The sequence below is a fragment of the Candidatus Reidiella endopervernicosa genome (assembly GCF_013343005.1).
GTDB lineage: Bacteria > Pseudomonadota > Gammaproteobacteria.
This window is the reverse complement of record NZ_CP054491.1, coordinates 910,027-926,243: the sequence shown is the minus strand read 5'-3', so window position 1 is coordinate 926,243 and position 16,217 is coordinate 910,027. Positions and strand designations below refer to the sequence as shown.

General features: G+C 55.0%; 20 protein-coding genes and 1 pseudogene. 14 read left to right on the top strand and 7 right to left on the bottom strand.

Going from position 1 to position 16,217, the window contains the following annotated elements; translation table 11 throughout:
* The first annotated feature begins 34 nt into the window (after positions 1 to 34).
* From HUE57_RS05220 to HUE57_RS05160, 13 genes and pseudogenes are all read left to right on the top strand, one after another.
* Positions 35 to 208, top strand: a complete 174-nt coding sequence (locus HUE57_RS05220; RefSeq protein WP_174672479.1) for a hypothetical protein — start codon at positions 35 to 37, stop codon at positions 206 to 208.
* A 71-nt stretch (positions 209 to 279) separates the two neighbouring features.
* Positions 280 to 1,479 carry a nitrous oxide reductase family maturation protein NosD gene (nosD, locus tag HUE57_RS05215; RefSeq protein WP_420885709.1) on the top strand — a complete coding sequence of 400 codons (1,200 nt, stop codon included), beginning with the start codon at positions 280 to 282 and terminating at the stop codon, positions 1,477 to 1,479.
* On the top strand, positions 1,476 to 2,303 hold the full coding sequence (locus HUE57_RS05210) for a 4Fe-4S dicluster domain-containing protein (RefSeq protein WP_236725588.1): 828 nt from the start codon (positions 1,476 to 1,478) through the stop codon (positions 2,301 to 2,303). The genes nosD and HUE57_RS05210 overlap by 4 nt, the downstream gene beginning before the upstream one ends.
* The gene (locus HUE57_RS05205) at positions 2,300 to 3,082 is read left to right on the top strand and encodes a 4Fe-4S binding protein (RefSeq protein ID WP_174672830.1); all 783 of its coding nucleotides are present in this window, start codon (positions 2,300 to 2,302) and stop codon (positions 3,080 to 3,082) included. Before HUE57_RS05210 ends, HUE57_RS05205 begins: the two co-directional genes overlap by 4 nt.
* Entirely contained in the window at positions 2,980 to 3,198 is a 219-nt protein-coding gene (locus tag HUE57_RS05200) for a hypothetical protein (RefSeq protein WP_174672829.1), read from the top strand. The genes HUE57_RS05205 and HUE57_RS05200 overlap by 103 nt, the downstream gene beginning before the upstream one ends.
* Before the next feature lie 33 nt (positions 3,199 to 3,231).
* Positions 3,232 to 3,534: pseudogene (locus HUE57_RS05195) on the top strand (4Fe-4S binding protein); the annotation flags it as partial.
* Between the two features lie 28 nt (positions 3,535 to 3,562).
* Positions 3,563 to 4,435: an ABC transporter ATP-binding protein gene (locus tag HUE57_RS05190; RefSeq protein WP_078482115.1), complete on the top strand. Its 873-nt coding sequence runs from the start codon at positions 3,563 to 3,565 to the stop codon at positions 4,433 to 4,435.
* Positions 4,428 to 4,919 (top strand): nitrous oxide reductase accessory protein NosL, encoded by a 492-nt coding sequence (locus HUE57_RS05185; protein ID WP_236725587.1) that lies wholly within the window; start codon positions 4,428 to 4,430, stop codon positions 4,917 to 4,919. Before HUE57_RS05190 ends, HUE57_RS05185 begins: the two co-directional genes overlap by 8 nt.
* A gap of 6 nt (positions 4,920 to 4,925) precedes the next feature.
* A complete protein-coding gene (locus HUE57_RS05180) occupies positions 4,926 to 5,753 on the top strand; it encodes an ABC transporter permease (RefSeq protein WP_078482114.1) in 828 nt (275 codons plus the stop codon).
* Between the two features lie 45 nt (positions 5,754 to 5,798).
* Complete coding sequence (locus HUE57_RS05175; RefSeq protein ID WP_078482113.1) at positions 5,799 to 6,275, top strand: hypothetical protein; 477 nt, start codon at positions 5,799 to 5,801, stop codon at positions 6,273 to 6,275.
* Between the two features lie 28 nt (positions 6,276 to 6,303).
* Positions 6,304 to 6,915: an SCO family protein gene (locus HUE57_RS05170; protein ID WP_078482112.1), complete on the top strand. Its 612-nt coding sequence runs from the start codon at positions 6,304 to 6,306 to the stop codon at positions 6,913 to 6,915.
* Between the two features lie 80 nt (positions 6,916 to 6,995).
* A complete protein-coding gene (locus HUE57_RS05165) occupies positions 6,996 to 7,511 on the top strand; it encodes a copper chaperone PCu(A)C (RefSeq protein ID WP_174672827.1) in 516 nt (171 codons plus the stop codon).
* A 42-nt stretch (positions 7,512 to 7,553) separates the two neighbouring features.
* Positions 7,554 to 8,474, top strand: a complete 921-nt coding sequence (locus HUE57_RS05160; RefSeq protein WP_078482111.1) for a prenyltransferase — start codon at positions 7,554 to 7,556, stop codon at positions 8,472 to 8,474.
* An 11-nt stretch (positions 8,475 to 8,485) separates the two neighbouring features.
* Here HUE57_RS05160 and HUE57_RS05155 read toward each other — a convergent pair whose 3' ends face one another.
* On the bottom strand, positions 8,486 to 9,139 hold the full coding sequence (locus HUE57_RS05155) for a c-type cytochrome (RefSeq protein ID WP_236725586.1): 654 nt from the start codon (positions 9,137 to 9,139) through the stop codon (positions 8,486 to 8,488).
* A 111-nt stretch (positions 9,140 to 9,250) separates the two neighbouring features.
* Complete coding sequence (locus HUE57_RS05150) at positions 9,251 to 10,150, bottom strand: hydrogen peroxide-inducible genes activator (protein WP_078482110.1); 900 nt, start codon at positions 10,148 to 10,150, stop codon at positions 9,251 to 9,253.
* A 138-nt stretch (positions 10,151 to 10,288) separates the two neighbouring features.
* On the opposite strand from HUE57_RS05150, the gene HUE57_RS05145 reads away from it, so the two are divergent.
* Positions 10,289 to 11,023: a glutathione peroxidase gene (locus tag HUE57_RS05145; protein WP_078482109.1), complete on the top strand. Its 735-nt coding sequence runs from the start codon at positions 10,289 to 10,291 to the stop codon at positions 11,021 to 11,023.
* 376 nt (positions 11,024 to 11,399) lie between these two features.
* On the opposite strand, the gene HUE57_RS05140 is transcribed toward HUE57_RS05145, so the two are convergent.
* The 5 genes from HUE57_RS05140 to HUE57_RS05120 all read right to left on the bottom strand — a co-directional run bounded on the left by HUE57_RS05140 (position 11,400) and on the right by HUE57_RS05120 (position 16,214).
* Positions 11,400 to 12,704 carry an NAD(P)/FAD-dependent oxidoreductase gene (locus HUE57_RS05140; RefSeq protein WP_078482108.1) on the bottom strand — a complete coding sequence of 435 codons (1,305 nt, stop codon included), beginning with the start codon at positions 12,702 to 12,704 and terminating at the stop codon, positions 11,400 to 11,402.
* Between the two features lie 15 nt (positions 12,705 to 12,719).
* Positions 12,720 to 13,313, bottom strand: a complete 594-nt coding sequence (locus HUE57_RS05135; RefSeq protein WP_135621887.1) for a c-type cytochrome — start codon at positions 13,311 to 13,313, stop codon at positions 12,720 to 12,722.
* A gap of 74 nt (positions 13,314 to 13,387) precedes the next feature.
* Positions 13,388 to 14,314, bottom strand: a complete 927-nt coding sequence (locus HUE57_RS05130; RefSeq protein WP_078482107.1) for an ankyrin repeat domain-containing protein — start codon at positions 14,312 to 14,314, stop codon at positions 13,388 to 13,390.
* 3 nt (positions 14,315 to 14,317) lie between these two features.
* On the bottom strand, positions 14,318 to 14,842 hold the full coding sequence (locus tag HUE57_RS05125) for a NapC/NirT family cytochrome c (protein WP_320416279.1): 525 nt from the start codon (positions 14,840 to 14,842) through the stop codon (positions 14,318 to 14,320).
* 424 nt (positions 14,843 to 15,266) lie between these two features.
* Positions 15,267 to 16,214: a sigma-54 interaction domain-containing protein gene (locus HUE57_RS05120; RefSeq protein ID WP_078482105.1), complete on the bottom strand. Its 948-nt coding sequence runs from the start codon at positions 16,212 to 16,214 to the stop codon at positions 15,267 to 15,269.
* Between the last annotated feature and the right edge of the window lie 3 nt (positions 16,215 to 16,217).

Sequence of the window (16,217 nt, the reverse complement as noted above, 5' to 3'; positions counted from 1 at the left end):
CTCACTTCGCTCTCCATGGCGGTCAGCGAATGAGATGGGCGCCTTTTCGGTCAAACCCTTCATGCCGACCGTCTTCGGACAGGGCAAGGTGGCGCAGTTCGCCACTCACTCCTATCCCTACATCGGTTATGGCCTGATGGTCTTGATGTCGCTGCTACTCGGCATCGCCGCTCTGATTCGCCGCAAGCAGTTGCGGGAGAGCGAATAGTCGGTCGCACGGGACGAGGTCATGGAACGCAGCAATAACATCTCTATCGACAGGCTCTGCGTTGCGCTGTTGTGGCTCGGTTGTCTGAATACCGCAGTTGCAGCCGACTACCCTCGTTCCAGGCGCTGATCGACGCCACCGAGAAAAACGGTGTACTCAGCCCACCGGCCGGTACCTACGCCGGGCCGGTGACTATTGAGCAACCGATCACCATCGATGGCCGCGGCGAAGTGACCATCGATGCCGGTGGTAAAGGCTCGGTGATCTTCCTCGATACCGACGGCAGCACCCTCAAGGGGCTGCGTCTGACCAATTCAGGTGAGTCGCACAACGACATCGACTCTGGTGTGCAGGTGCGCGGCAACTTTAATGTGATCAAGGACAATGTGATCGACAACTGCCTGTTTGGTGTCGATCTTCAGCAGTCGGAATCGAATATCGTGCGCCGCAATAAGATCTCCTCTAAACCGTTCGATCTTGGCATACGCGGCGATGCGATACGCCTCTGGTACAGCTTCAACAACAAGATCACCAGCAACACCATCCGCAACTCGCGCGACATGGTGGTCTGGTACTCCAAGGACAATCTGATCGCCCGCAACGATGCACGCGGCGGCCGCTACTCGCTCCACTTCATGTACTCACAGCACAATGTGGTCGAGGAGAACCGCTATACCGATAACACCGTTGGCATCTTTCTGATGTACAGCGACGATGTCGTGGTGCGCAACAACAGCATCACCCGCGCAGTGGGGCCGACCGGCGTCGCACTCGGTATGAAGGAGACCTCGAATGTAACGATCGAGGGCAATCAGCTACTCTACAATGCCGTCGGGCTGTCGCTCGACGTCTCACCCTACCAGCCCGACACCACCAACCTGATCAGCAATAACCTGATCGCCTTCAACAATATCGGCGTGGACTTTCTCAACGACTGGCCGGGCAATACCTTCACGGCCAACCAGTTCAAAAGCAACATCACCCAGGTGGCGGTATCGGACGGCGCCAGCGTCAATCGCAATAGTTGGGATGGCAACTACTGGGATGACTACGAGGGTTTTGATCTCGACCAAAACGGCATCGGCGACACCCCGTACGAGCTCTACTCCTATGCCGACCGCATCTGGATGGATGTACCCGCCGCACAGTTCTTCAAGGGCTCACCAATGCTCGAGACTCTCGATTTTCTGGAGCGCCTCGCCCCCTTCTCCGAGCCGGAGATGGTGCTGCGTGACGCCGCCCCCATCACCACCCCACCGGAGCCGTTGTGAGCGAGACGAGTAAAAAGGGTAAACGCCCCCTCAACCCCCGTCAGCAGAAGGAGCGACGCGAGTTTCTGCGTTCGATCGCACTGGGCGCAGGCATGGTCGGCATCTCATTGATCGGCCTCGTGCCGGTACTCAGTGGCGCCGTGCCGCGACTGCGACCACCAGGTGCACTGCTGGAACAGAAGTTTCTCGCCTCCTGCATCAAGTGCGGCCAGTGCGTGCAGGTCTGCCCGGTCAACGCCATTGAGCTGGCCGATCTTGATGAGGGCTTCGGTATCGGCACACCCTTCATCGACGCACGCGCCCAGGCGTGTGACTTCTCCTGTGACGGCCTGCAGTGCGTACTCGCCTGCCCCACCGGCTCTCTGACCCACGAAATCAACTACTCACACGAGACGCGCATGGGCTTTGCTCGGCTCGACAAGCCGAAGCTCTGTCTGGCGATGCAGGGCAAGGGCTTCTCTGGCGTGGCACGCGGCCCCGACTTCCCCGGCAAACTACGTTTCGATGAGATCGATCGCTGGAATCCGCTCAACATCAACGAGCAGCCCTTCGATGTGGAGATCTGCGACCTCTGCGTACGCACCTGTCCGATCGAGATCCGTATCGCCCAGTGCGAGGCGGGCAAGCCACCCTCGGGCGATACCAACCAGTGTCCGCCGCTGCGCGCTATCCGCCTTGAGGAGGTGACCCACGCCGACGGCAGTAAAGGGATGCGCCCGACGGTGCTCGACGGCTGTGTCGGCTGTGGCGTTTGCGAGATGATCTGCCCCACCGAAGAGGCCTCGATCGTGATCGACATTCGTAAAACGGCGGAGGACGTATGAGCTATATCATCGAATCGCTCCGCGAGATCATCGGTGCCCGACCGAAAAAACCGGCCAAGGATGAGATATCCCCCAACGCCGTCAAGGTCCATTTCGACAAGCGGGTCAACAAACTCGACATGGCCGCCCTTGAGGCGTTGCATGCTCAGCACAGCAGTCACAAGTGGCGTAATCGTCGCTGGCTCACCCTGCTCTTCATCAACCTGCTATTTGTGCTCTCCTACCAGCTCGATATCCAGCTGCTCGAGGGTGCACTGACCGCCTCACGCTTCATGGGTTTCCACATGGCCGATCTCAACTCGGCCCTGCAGGTAATGCTCGCCTTCAAGGAGGTGCTGCTTAATCTGATTATCGGTACCACCACGGTGCTGGTGATGTGGATTATTTTCGGTGGGCGAGCTTTCTGCTCCTGGGTCTGTCCTTACCATCTGGTGGCCGAGTGGGCCGAGGAGATCCACCTCTGGCTGGTCAATCGCAAAATCATCAAGAATCACACCTTCCACCGTGGCACCCGTTCGGTGCTCTACGTGATCTTCGCCCTGTTGGCGCTGGTCAGTGGTTACACCGTGTTTGAAACCATCTCGCCGACTGGCATTCTCAGCCGGGCACTGATCTACGGTCCTGGCATAGCACTGATCTGGGTCGCTGCCGTGCTGTTACTGGGGAGTCGCTATTTTTGCGAAAGTTTGTTTTGGGCATCCAAGCCCAAGCAAACAGCAAAAACTTCACGCGACCGTTTATGCCTGCGGCGCCCCGACCGTCCTGCGTTCGTTGCGTAATCACCTCTTCGCGGCTCTACACAACTTCCTCACTGACTCTACGCCGACATCTTCTTCGTCGTTCGCTCGCGCTCTCAACTACGAATAGGCAGACGGCGTCGACTATCGGGGGCTAACCGCCTTCGCTTCGCTATCCATGGCGGTCAGCGTTTGAGGTGCTATTCTCTCGTCGTGCCTGGTGTCGTTATGTCTGTCCGATCGGTATCACCTACGGTATTGTTGGCACCGTCTCGCCGCTTCGAGTCACCTACCATCTCGAGGATTGTGCCCACGAGGGTGACTGTCGCAAGGCGTGCCTGGTGCCACATGTGCTCGATGTAACAATTAAGGGCCGTGCGCGTGACATGCAGGTCGATGTCGGTGCAGACTGTACCCGCTGCGGTCTCTGCATCGATATGTGCCCCACCGACTCGTTACGCTACGAGTTCAAGATGCCGGGCACACTCAAGTAGCCATCAACGGAAATATAAGACCAGACGGATGATCAAATTCAATAAAGTCGCCAAACGATTTCGCCGCGTCGAGGTCCTCAAGGGCATCGAGCTAGAGATTGCCCGGGGTGACCGTGTCGCACTGGTCGGCTCCAATGGTGCTGGTAAAACCACGCTGATTCGTTGCCTGCTCGGCGAGTATCTCTGCGACGGCGAGGTGCTTGTTGATGGCCTCGACCCGCGCGATAGTCGTGCCGCCGTGCTGAAACGCATTGGCTTTGTGCCACAGCTACCGCCCCCACTGAAGATGCCGGTCGGCCAGCTGCTACGTTTCTCCGCCAGTGTCTGTGGTGCAGACCGTGCACGTATGGAGGAGGTCTCCAGGCGGCTTGGCCTCGATCCTGATGAGGTTAAACATCGCCCCTTCGTTAAACTCTCCGGCGGACAGAAACAGAAGCTACTGATCAGTATCGCCCTGGGGCGCGAGAGTGACATCCTGATTCTCGACGAGCCCGCTGCCAACCTCGATCCCGAGGCGCGTCACATCTTCTTCCAACTGCTGGCGGAGAAGCGCGAGGAGAGTGCGATGCTGATCTCCAGCCACCGCCTCGATGAGGTTGCCTCGCTGGTAAACCGTGTGATCGAGATGGACCAGGGTAACGTGGTACTCGACGACCGTGTAGCCGATCTGGTGGCGCTGAGCAGTCGTCTCGACTGCCGTCTGACCCTCACCCGCGCTGAGCCTGCCTTCGCCAAGGCAATCGCACAATGGGGCTTCAGTGATGGCGGTGCTGGGCTAACCTGGCACGGTATGGTTGCCGGCCCCGACCGCCTCCGCTTCCTCGGTGTGCTATCACGCTACGCCGGGCTGCTCGCCTCGATTCAGCTTGATGAACAGAGCGAGGAGAAGAGCTGTGCCTAAAGTGCTAACTCTTTTTACTCTATTACTCATCGCCCTGCTGACTGGCTGCTCCGGTGAGCCCGAAACCGGTCCCGTCGAGGTCAAATGGGACCGAGACACCTGCGAGCGCTGCCGCATGGTACTGAGTGATCGCTTCCACTCCGCGCAGATCCGTGTCTTTCCTGTAGAGAAGAAACGCAGCCGGGTCTACAAGTTTGACGATATCGGTTGCGCCCTGCTCTGGCTGGAGGATAAACCCTGGCGCGACGATCCACGCACCGAGATCTGGGTTACCGATCACCGCAGCGGCGAGTGGATCGATGCAGGCAGTGCCATCTACATTCCCAATCAAACCACGCCGATGGAGTATGGTCTCGGTGCACAGCCTGAACCCTCCCCGGGTGGTCTCGGCTTCGAACAGGCCAAACAACACATCTTTGAACTGGAGGCGCGCTTTAATGCTCACGGCACGCACCTGAAAGAGAACGCCGAGCAGCGCAGGTAGGAAAGGATGAGACACCTCTGGTTAACGGCCTGGGCCGACATTATCGAATCGCTGCGCGCGCGCTGGTTCTTCGTCTATAGCGCCATCTTCGGTGGCATTGTGGTGTTGCTGTTCCTGTTTGGGCTGACCGAATCACGCATTATGGGCTTTACTGGCCTGTCACGGTTGCTCATCACCTATATCCAGCTGACCATGGCGATCCTGCCGATCTTTGTGCTGATCACCACCGTGCGCTCGGTGGCGGGTGATCGTGAGGCGGGGGTGTTTGAGTACATGCTCTCACTACCGATCGGCCTCTCCGCCTGGTTCTGGGGCAAGATGCTGGGACGCTTTACCGTGGTCTTCCTGCCGGTCTTTCTGGCGATGGTGGTGGCAATTGTCTGGGGTGTAACCAAGGGTGCCGAGGTGCCGTGGACTATCTTCGGCTACTACACTGCTCTGCTGATGGTGCTTGCATGGTGTTTTCTCGGCATCGGCATGTTGATCTCAACCCTGGCACGCAGCGCTGATGTGGCTCAGGGCGCGGCGTTTGTGATCTGGCTGACGCTGGTGCTGTTCCTCGATCTGATCCTGCTCGGCATCATGATCCGTGAATCACTGCCAGCCGACACGGCTGTGGCCATCTCACTGGCCAATCCACTGCAGGTATTTCGTACGGCAGCGATGATGCTGTTCGACTCGCAGCTGGTACTGATTGGCCCAACCGCCTATGTGATTCTCGACCACTTCGGCACCCAGGGTTATTTCGCCTGGGCACTGATCTATCCGACCCTGCTCGGCACACTCAGCGCGACACTCGGCTATCTACACTTCCGCCGCAGCGACCTACCTTAAGCCGTATACTAGGGACTCACTTAATTGATGGACGCGGGAGAACGGATGACACTGAATAAAAACATGCTCTGGGGTGGTGTCATCGCACTACTTATTGCAGTTGCTGCCGTCGCTTTTGTTAAGGGCCGCCATCTTCTGGAACCTCAACTCATCGCCACTGCCGAACTGATTGAGGAGTGTGATCTCAATCTCGGTAGCTGTAGCTCCTCACTTGCTGATTTCGGTGCGGTCTCACTCACCATTGCACCCCATCCGATTCCAGTCATCAAACCTCTCTCGATCAGCGTGCAGAGTGATATTCCCGGAATCGAATCGTTGATGGTGGACATTTCCGGACTCAATATGAACATGGGGCTGAACCGTTTTCCCCTGCTGCGACAGAGTGATGGCAGTTATCGTGGCGACGGGATGCTTCCGGTCTGTACGCGAAACCTGATGCGTTGGCAGGCCAAGGTGATCGTGCAGACCGATGCCGGACTGGTCGCCTTCCCCTTTAACTTCGAAACCTTAACCAACCGTTAGCATCTGCTACGCCAAGCCACTTAATACAATGATGAAACAGAGACTGCCCTACATCCTTTTACTCCTGCTCACCTCGGCACTGATCTGGTTACTGCTCTTCTGGTCGCCCAACAGTCCTGATCTGACACACCTGCTTAAACACAATCAATCGAGGGGGGGGGATTTCACCCTCAGTGGTAACGGTGGAGAGCCCTTCGATCTGAAGCAGCTGCGCGGCAAGGTGGGACTACTCTATTTCGGCTATACCACCTGTCCCGATGTCTGCCCCACCTCGCTGGCTCTGATGAAGATCGCACTCGGCAACATGAGTGAGAAGGAGCTGGAACAGGTGAGCGGAGTCTTTATCAGTGTCGATCCGGAGCGCGACAAACCGCAACGCCTGATGGAGTATGCCAACTACTTCCACACCAACATTGTCGGCACCAGTGGTAGTCGTGCTGAGATTGATGAAGCTGCACGGCGCTATGGCGTGATGTACCGCAAGGTCGAAAGCGACTCCGCTGTCGGCTATCTGGTCGATCACACATCGGCCACCTATGTCATCGACAAACAGGGCAAACTACACACCACCCTGGCGCATGGCACACCCCATGCAGAGATACTCAAGACGGTAAGAGCACTGCTGGAACAGTCTAAATAGGCTACCTATGGACTGTTAATTGACACCCTACTGCGTGATATCACACAACAAAGATCGAAAATAACCACATGGAGAAAACAATGATTCGTACCCTTCGTTACCTGACACTTGCCGTTGCGAGCCTTGCCGCATCCAATGCCATTGCCGACTCACACGGCGGCGCGGCTCACACCGCTGCCGACACCATCATGGTCAAGGACGCCTATGTGCGCGCAGTGCCCCCTGGTCAACCCAATAGCGCCGCCTTCATGGTGCTGCATAACCATGGTGGAGCCGACCATAAGGTGATCGACGCCAAGAGCACCGCCGCCCGCACCGTCGAGCTTCATACCCACACACAAAAAGACGGCATGATGATGATGCGTCGCATCGAGTCGATCGATGTAAAGGCCCATGGTGAGACGGTTCTTAAACCTGGCGGTCTGCACGTGATGATGATCGGCCTGACCAAGCCAATGAAGGTTGGTGACACCGTCTCTGTAACGCTAGTATTTGATGATGGCAGTAAAAAATCGATCGACGCCCCGGTGCAGGAGGTGATGATGAAGATGGATCACAAGCCCGGCATGCATCACAAGATGATGCATAAGCACTAAACCATCCACAGCCGCCGACCATGGTCGGCGGCCAAATTCCCTATGAGTGAACCGAGCGCAGAGATTTTTCACCGTCGCAGTGCAGGCAACAGCCTAGCGACCTTCTTTGCCGCAACACGTCCGGCATTTTTAACCGCCTCAATCCTGCCGGTTATCGTCGGTCTAGCACTCAGCTGGAGCATTTACGGTTCGATCGAGATCGGACTTGGTTTGCTCACCCTACTCAATATCGTCCTGATTCATTCAGGCGCGAATGTACTTAATGACTACTTCGATGACCGAAACGGCACCGATGGGTCCAACAGCGGTCGCATCTTCCCCTTCTCGGGTGGTAGTCGCTTTATTCAAAATGGCGTGCTGAGCCGTCGTGAGACGCTACAATTCGGCTCTCTATTAATGGTTTCTGGCGCGCTGCTCGGTCTATGGTTTGCGCTGGTAGCCGGGCACTTCATCCTGCTGATCGGCTTGCTGGGTGGCATTCTGGCTATCTTCTACTCCGCCCCACCCTGTCTCGCCTGTCGCGGCCTGGGTGATGTGGTGATCGCGATCTGTTTCGGCATTCTGCCGGTCGTCGGTACGCTCTATATCCAGAGCAGTATTATCGATCCGCAGGCGATCTGGGTCGGTGCCATTATCGGCTGCTTTGTAGCCGCCATTCTCTGGAACAATTCCATTCCCGACATCGATGCCGATCGCGCCGCCGGAAAGCTGACTCTACCTGCACGGCTGGGTGCAGCCAAGGCACCCTACGGGCTGGCACTGCTCTTTATTTTGGGATTTGCACTGCTGCCACTCTCTCCGCTGCCTGTCAGTAGCTACATCACTCTTCTGGCTGTTTTTCCTGCGACAGCTGCAGTAAAGGTTCTGCTCGAGGGTCGTCTGATGCCAGCAATCCCGCTCACGCTTGTAACTCACGCAGCCGTATCGGTACTACTAACGGTGGGGCTGATTCTAGCCCGTTAAACGACCGTTGATCAGTCGTCTACGGTGGAGAGGTAGGCCCAGATCTCATCGAGCTCCTGAGCAGTAAATGCTGCCAGCAGCTCATCATCGGGTGATTCAGGATCGTGGATACGGTGTTTATCGAGATACTTCTTCACCTGACGCTGTAGGTAGACACTGTACTGCCCTGCCAGCATCGGCACTCCCTTTTCATGATCTCCCCAACCCTCACTGCCATGGCAACTACGACACTCGCGCTTGTAGCGCTTACGACCTGCCTCGATATCACCGGGCATACGCGGGATATTCACCACACGTTTCGCCTCAAGTAGTCGCTTTAGTGGGTCAAAGTTCTCTTCATCGAAAGGGGGCAGCTTGGTCGGTAGCTCAACCTGCGCCAGATAGGCGGAGACATCGGCAATTTCCTGATCGGGAAACTGGCGCTCATCGACATATTCAAGCATCGGCAGATTGGGACGTTTGCGATCACGAAACAGGTGCATCTGTTTGGAGATAAAGCTCTCGGGCTGTCCGGAAAGGCGTGGATAGTCACCATTTTTATCACCCTCACCATACTCACCGTGGCAACCGGCACAGAGCTCGTTGATCTCTTCTCCATTCTCCAGATCGACCGCCTGAGCAGTTGAAATCATGCCCAGGGGAAGAAAAAGGATGAGTAATTTCATCGCGGCCTTATTCATAGCGTAACACTCGGATACTTTCTTGCTTTCGTCAATATTAATGATTGAGTATTAGAGCCTCTCACTCATTACCGAACCTTGATCTGGGTCGTGATACTACGCCCTACCACTATATTTCTTAATCAGCTCACCCAGCAGCTTAAACTCATCACCACGAGCGCTGCCACGACGCCACGCCAGGCCTATTTCACGGTAACTCTTCTCTTTAAGTGCCACTGTTTTAACCGCTGTATTTTTTAGCAGCGGTGTTCCCTCAGCCATCTCCGGCAGATAGGTAATCGCCATATCGGCCTCGACCATCTCAACCAACGTCAGCAGCGAGCTGGCGGCAAAGCGACTTATCTGATTCGGATTATTGAGATGGCAGGCACTCAACGCATGGTCACGCAGACAGTGACCATCCTCAAGCAGCAGCACACTATCATCGGGTAGGTTTTCCACTGCATAGTTATCGGGATCAAGTATCCGAGTTCCATCACGGTAGGCGAGCAGGAAGGGGTCCTGGAATAACGTATGGAGCTCGACATTGCGTAGCGCGAAGGGAAGTGCAATCAGAATCAGGTCGAGTTCACCATCCATTAATCGCCCATAGACACGGCGTGTTGTCTCCTCGACCAGATAGAGTTTCAGCTCTGGATACCGCTGACGAAGGGCTGGCAGGATCTTGGGCAGCAGGAACGGCGCGATGGTGGGGATCACTCCCAGCTTGAGAGTTCCTGTAAGCGGTGCCTGATCGCACTGCGCCAGATCGACCAGTAGTTCGATCTCACCGACGCAGTGACGCGCCTTCTCAGCGATCTCACGCCCAATCGTGGTTATGGTGACCTGTTTGTTGGTTCGATCAACCAGCTGTACACCCAGCAGTGTTTCCAGATCCTTGATTGCAACACTAAAGGCCGACTGGGAGACAAACACCGACTCAGCTGCCCTGCCAAAGTGCTCTCGTTCGGTCAGGGCGATGAAGTAACGCAGCTGTTTGACTGTTGGCAGATTCATAGGACTCTTCTCCTTACGACAACTCAACCAATCTGTTTTACATATCGTTACGATATTTATTTTATGTTTTATCTATCATAGTTCAATCCCTATACTGATCTTCGTCGAAACAAACTCACCCAATAAGGAGCACCAGAGATGTTAGAGAATCGCGAAGGGCAGGCCATCCCACAGGTCACTTTCCATACCCGCCACGACCACAACTGGGTCGACATCAGCAGTGATGAGATCTTCAAGGGCAAGACGGTCATTGTCTTTTCACTGCCGGGTGCCTTCACCCCGACCTGCTCCTCTTCGCATGTGCCGCGCTTCAACCAGCTGGCCCCGCTGTTTAAGGAGCACGGTGTCGATGAGATCGTCTGCATATCGGTCAACGACGCCTTTGTCATGAATGAGTGGAAAATCGAACAGGGTGCTGACAACATCACCTTCATCCCAGATGGGAACGGTGAGTTCAGCGAAGGCATGGGGATGCTGGTCGACAAGGATCAGATCGGCTTTGGCAAACGCTCCTGGCGCTACTCAATGCTGGTCAAGGATGGCATCGTCGTGAAGCAGTTCATCGAACCCGATCAGCCCGGCGACCCCTACGAGGTCTCCGATGCCGATACCATGCTGGCCCACATCGCCCCTGATGCCGGCAAACCACTCGATGTCACCGTCTTTACCCGCAAGGGCTGCCCCTTCTGTGCCAAGGCGAAGGGGATGCTGCACGACGCCAACATCGAGTTTGAGGAGCTGCTACTCGGACGTGACTACAGTGATCGCACCTTGCGCGCGGTGACTGATAACAGCAGCGTGCCGCAGATCTTCGTCAATGGAGAACTAATCGGCGGTTCCGATAAGCTAGAGGCGTGGATGGGAGCACAATAAATCTGCTCTATATTAGTCACTCTTTAGACGCATAAAAAAAGCACCAAACCCGGCTTCGGGTTTGGTGCTCTGCGTTTATCATCCATAACTACGTGTTACTACATCGACAAGTTGAAGATCGCGTAGATAGATGATCACCACTTCTGTTGATCGAAAGCTCATTACCAAAGTAATCGATACGTCTACAGGGACGTAGATGGTAGGGCATACCTGGTGGTTTTCTGCCGTCCATCCACCCTTGGTTGATAACTCCAGCACGCCGCTCTCGCACATCCATGTGCTTCGCGGCATATGGCCATACTTGGCCAAAAAAAACGGGGACCCAAAGGTCCCCGAATAAGCTCACTTCTTGTTACATGCTCTCTACATTACTAACTTAACCAAAGGTGTCGTGGGTAATGTTCTTGAACCATGAGAGGGCGTACTGCTCTTCACGTGCACGCATCTCCATGGTTGACTTGGCATAACCCGGGGTCAGACCGCCAGAGCCCTTAACCTTGGATACCTTGCCATCAACCAGATTGTAGACCATTGCAACAGAGATACCGTCACCAGGGTGTACAAACGAGTAGCAGGTATTAACCCAAGATGGAGTTGGAGCATCCTTACCATTCAGCAGTGCAACAACAGCTGCTGCAGTCACCTTAGCTTCAGAGTTGGCTGCGTAGCCTGACTTAGGCAGTGGAGACTGGATCGCCGCATCACCGATAACGTGAATGTTTTTGTGAATGGTCGACTCGAAGGTGTTGTGGTGAACGGGGCACCAGTCACCCTTGGTCAGGCCTGCCGCGAATGCGATCTTACCCGCCTTCTGTGCAGGGATGATGTTGAGTACGTCTGCCTTCAACTCGTTGAAGCCGGTGGTGACCGTACGGGTCTTGGCATCAACAGACTTCAGGACGTTATCGTCCGAACCCTTCGGTGTGCCCTGCCAGTCGATCATTGAGTCAGAGCTCTTGTAGCCGTAGTACTTCTCCCAGGCTGCGGTGAACAGTCCCATCTTGGAGAATTTCGGCTTAGGATCGAGGACAACAATCTTCGACTTCGGCTTGTTCTTCTTCAGGTAGGCCGCGATCAGCGAGGTACGCTCATACGGTCCAGGTGGGCAACGGAAAGGATTCGGCGGAGGACAGATAGCGACAACACCACCATCCTTCATCGACTCGATCTGCTTGCGCAGGGTCACGGTCTGAGAACCGGCCTTCCAGGCGTGAGGAATATCCTCGGCAACCTTGGCGTCGTAACCCTCGATCTTCTCCCACTTGAAATCGACACCAGGAGCAACGATGCAGCGGTCATACTTGAAGTGGTGACCACCCTTGGTCATAACGGTCTGCTTGTTGGCATCAATACCGGTAACGATATCGTGAACAACCTTAACGCCATGACCTGCCAGACCGGTGTAACCGAAACGGATTGAATCGATGCTACGACGACCGTGGATTACCTCATTACTCATGAAGCAGGTGTAGTAGTGCTTGTTCGCTTCGATAACGGTGACCTCTATTGAGGAGTCCATCATGCGAATGTATTTAGCGGCTGCTGCACCACCCATACCACCACCGACAACGACAACCTTCTTCGATGCGCCGAAGGAGACCATTGGGAAGCCGGCTGCACCGGCAGCAACTGCTGCACCGCCTGCGGCCTTGATAAAGTTTCTACGTGTAAACTGTGTCATCTGTTTCTACTCCCCTTATTCCTGGCCAGCGTAGTAGTCGAGCAGAGCCTGCTCACCCTTGGCACCATGCTTGTCCATCATCGCCTTCATCTTCTTCTTCATCTTCTTCGGCATGGTACGAGCGCCGCTATGGAAGTCTTCCATGGTGTACTGCAGATAAGGTCTCCACTGACCAGCCAGGACACCGGCATCGTCTTCTGCGGAGGTGCCGCCATCTTCATGACACTTCTCGCAATACTTCTTGTGTAGCTTGGCGCCGGTCTTGGCCATCTTAGCACTGACCTTCTGCTTATTGCCGACGTAAGGCTTGCCGCTAAAGAACTTCGACATCGCCTTGATCTCATCATCGGTATAACCCTTAGCAATACGGGTCATGATGGTTGAGCCGCGCTCACCAGTCTTGTACTCCATCATCGCATCGACGAGGTAATCGTTAGAGAGACCACCAATTGTAGGGATCGCAGGACCGGTACTTATACCATCGGTACCGTGACAACCTGCACAGGTGTTGCCCAACATCTCACCGCTAGGGGTAGCGGCGTTCGCGGCGGCCCCCAGTGCCACACCGCTCAATGCAAGCATCGCCTGCACTATCGTTCTGTACTTCATACTGCCTCCTTTGGCCTAAACCACAACCTTCGTTGTTATTCGTGAGCCGCTACGACCCACAGTGATGAACCACCCTAGTTGAGCAGCTCAATAATGCTTCGCGTTTTCCGCGATATGGCGTGATCAAGTGCATCACGCCCTTTAGCATCCTTGATCAAACGCGCCGCCCCGTTATCGAGTAGCAGTTTAACCATTTCAGCATTCTCATTGCGCACCGCAATAATCAACGGCGTCTCACCGCGCAAATTTTTATGATCGATGTCGACCCCATGTTGCAGCAGCCACTCAACGGCTTGCGGTTGGTCATCATCGACTGCCCAGAAGATCGCTCCCATACCCTCTTCATCAACGGCATTGAGGTTGTCACCTCTTTCGACCAGCAGCGACATCAGACGAACATAACCCTTGCCTGCTGCGATCATCAGTGCCGAAGCACCTTCACGATTTCTGATATGGGTTGCAGCACCTGCGTCGAGCAGCTGTCTGACCACCGGTTCAAAACCCTTCTCTACTGCCGTCATCAAGGCTGTATTGCCATCCTTGTCAGAGGTATCAACATTAGCCCCCTGTTTAATCAATGCAGCCAGTGACTCAACATGGGCATAGCGGGCCGCAATCATCAGCGCATCCCAGCCAGCACGGGTTTTAATACGGTGCCTGGCACCCTTTTCCAGCAGTAGCCGAGTCAGATTGAAGTAGCCGCCTTCGGCCGAGAAGGTCAGCGCCGTACAGCCTGCGATACTGACACCATTCACATCAGCACCACGATCAATCAGCAACCGTGCAACCTCTTCACTCCCCTCTTCCACAGCAAACATCAGTGCCGACTTACCAAAGCGACTCGCCGCATCCGGCTTGGCCCCCTGATCGAGCAGCTGTTCTACCGCCTCTACATCACCCACCAGTGCCGCCTTCATCAACTCCTTGTCGAGATCGATAGCCAGCAGCGGTTGTGCTGCCAGCAGTGACACTGCAAGCAGTGCTGGGCGGACGAGTTGCACCGACTACGCCTCCTCGTCCTCGTCAGGCTCAACCGGCTCTTCATGAGCGATTCCGCTATGGCAGTCGATACAGGTCTTCTTCTTACCCTCGTCACCATTCATGTTGGCTCGCGCATGTTTCTTGCGAGCGCTGCGGCTCTGCTCACTCAGATCCATATTGTCGAAATCGTGACAGTTGCGGCATTCGCGCGAATCGGTCGCACGCATCTTCTCCCAGACGCGACTCGCCATATCCCAGCGATGCGCCTCATACTTTTCCGGGGTATCGATAGTGCCCAGAATCTCATGATAGACATCCTTGGCGGCGAGGATCTTTGCCTTCACCTTGGGGAAAAACTCTTTGGGCACATGACAGTCGGCACAGGTTGCCTGCACGCCGGAAGCATTTTTGAAATGCGGCGTCTCTTTATACTCTTCATAGTTAACCTTCATCGTATGACAGGAGATACAGAAATCCATACGGTTGGTGTAGTTGAAGAAGGTATTAATTCCACCCAGCGCAAACATGCCTGTTAGAAGCAGCAGCAATGCGACAGCCACCTTTCTGTTCAGACAATAAATTAGTGCACTTTTTCGTGCTTGTTTCTCTGCCATCCTCAGGTACTTCCTAAATATTCATTATGCGTACGACTATGTATATCGCACTTTTTTTATCGTAGTAGAGAACAAATAAGCAAAAGACATGCCAACATCTCCACTCCCTGTTTTTATTGTATTTTTTCTCTGTCATGACACTTACAGACATGACGCGACTGCCATATGACAGCAATTCAACATGTCATGTCACGACGTGACCGCACCATATAAGCATGCGTTAATATCATGCTTGTCCGTGTCAAAACAGACAAAGTTAGATCGTAGCTTGGGAAAAGGTATAGCGCCAGAGGCGTGTACAAAAGAGATGGATTGGCGGGCAAAACATGTTGGATCACTCGCTCTATGCCCCGGGTTATTATGCCGAGATAGCGTATTTTTTTATCCGATAGAGCAGTGTATCGCGCGTGAGCCCTAGCAGCCTGGCCGCCTTACTGCAATTGCCTTCGCTTCTATCCAGCGCCTGGCTAATCATCTGTTGCTCCAACTGATCCAGACTGATGCCGCTCGCCGGTAGATCAAAGATATGCCCCTGCGGCGATGGCTGAGCTATTTCAGCAGGCAGATTATCTACACCGATATCCTGACCGCTGAGGAGAATCACCATCCGTTCACAGAGATTACGCAGCTCACGTACATTTCCTGGCCAACGGTACTCAGCTAATCGAGCCATTGCACTGCGATTAAAGCTCGGTGCATCGACACCGTGTTTTTCTGCCATCTCTGTTATGAAGTGTGAAACCAACCTGGTCACATCGCCGGTACGATGGCGTAGCGAGGGCAGCTCGAGTGGTACGACGTGGATGCGATAGTAGAGATCTTCGCGGAATGCCCCCGCTTCAACCTGCGCACGCAGGTCGCGGTGGGTAGCTGCAATCAGGCGTACATCGGAGTGGCGGGTCTCACTGCTGCCCAGTGACTGACACTCACCTGACTCGAGAAAACGGAGTAGCTTGGTCTGTACCGAGAGCGGCAACTCACCCACCTCATCGAGAAATAGGGTGCCACCATGGGCCGAACGGATATAGCCGGGATTGTCTGCCACGGCACCAGTGAAGGCGCCCTTACGGTGCCCAAACAGTTCCGACTCAGCCAGCGACTCGGGAAGTGCGGCACAGTTAATGGCCACAAAAGCGCGCCCGGCACGACCGCTCGACTGGTGGACGCCTCGAGCCAGCATCTCCTTCCCGGTACCACTCTCACCTAATAGTAATAGTGTGACATCGGTCGCCGCCGCGATCTGCGACGAGCGGATGACCGCCTGAAACTCTGGGGACTCACCCAACAGTGCGTTGAATGGATTCATGGC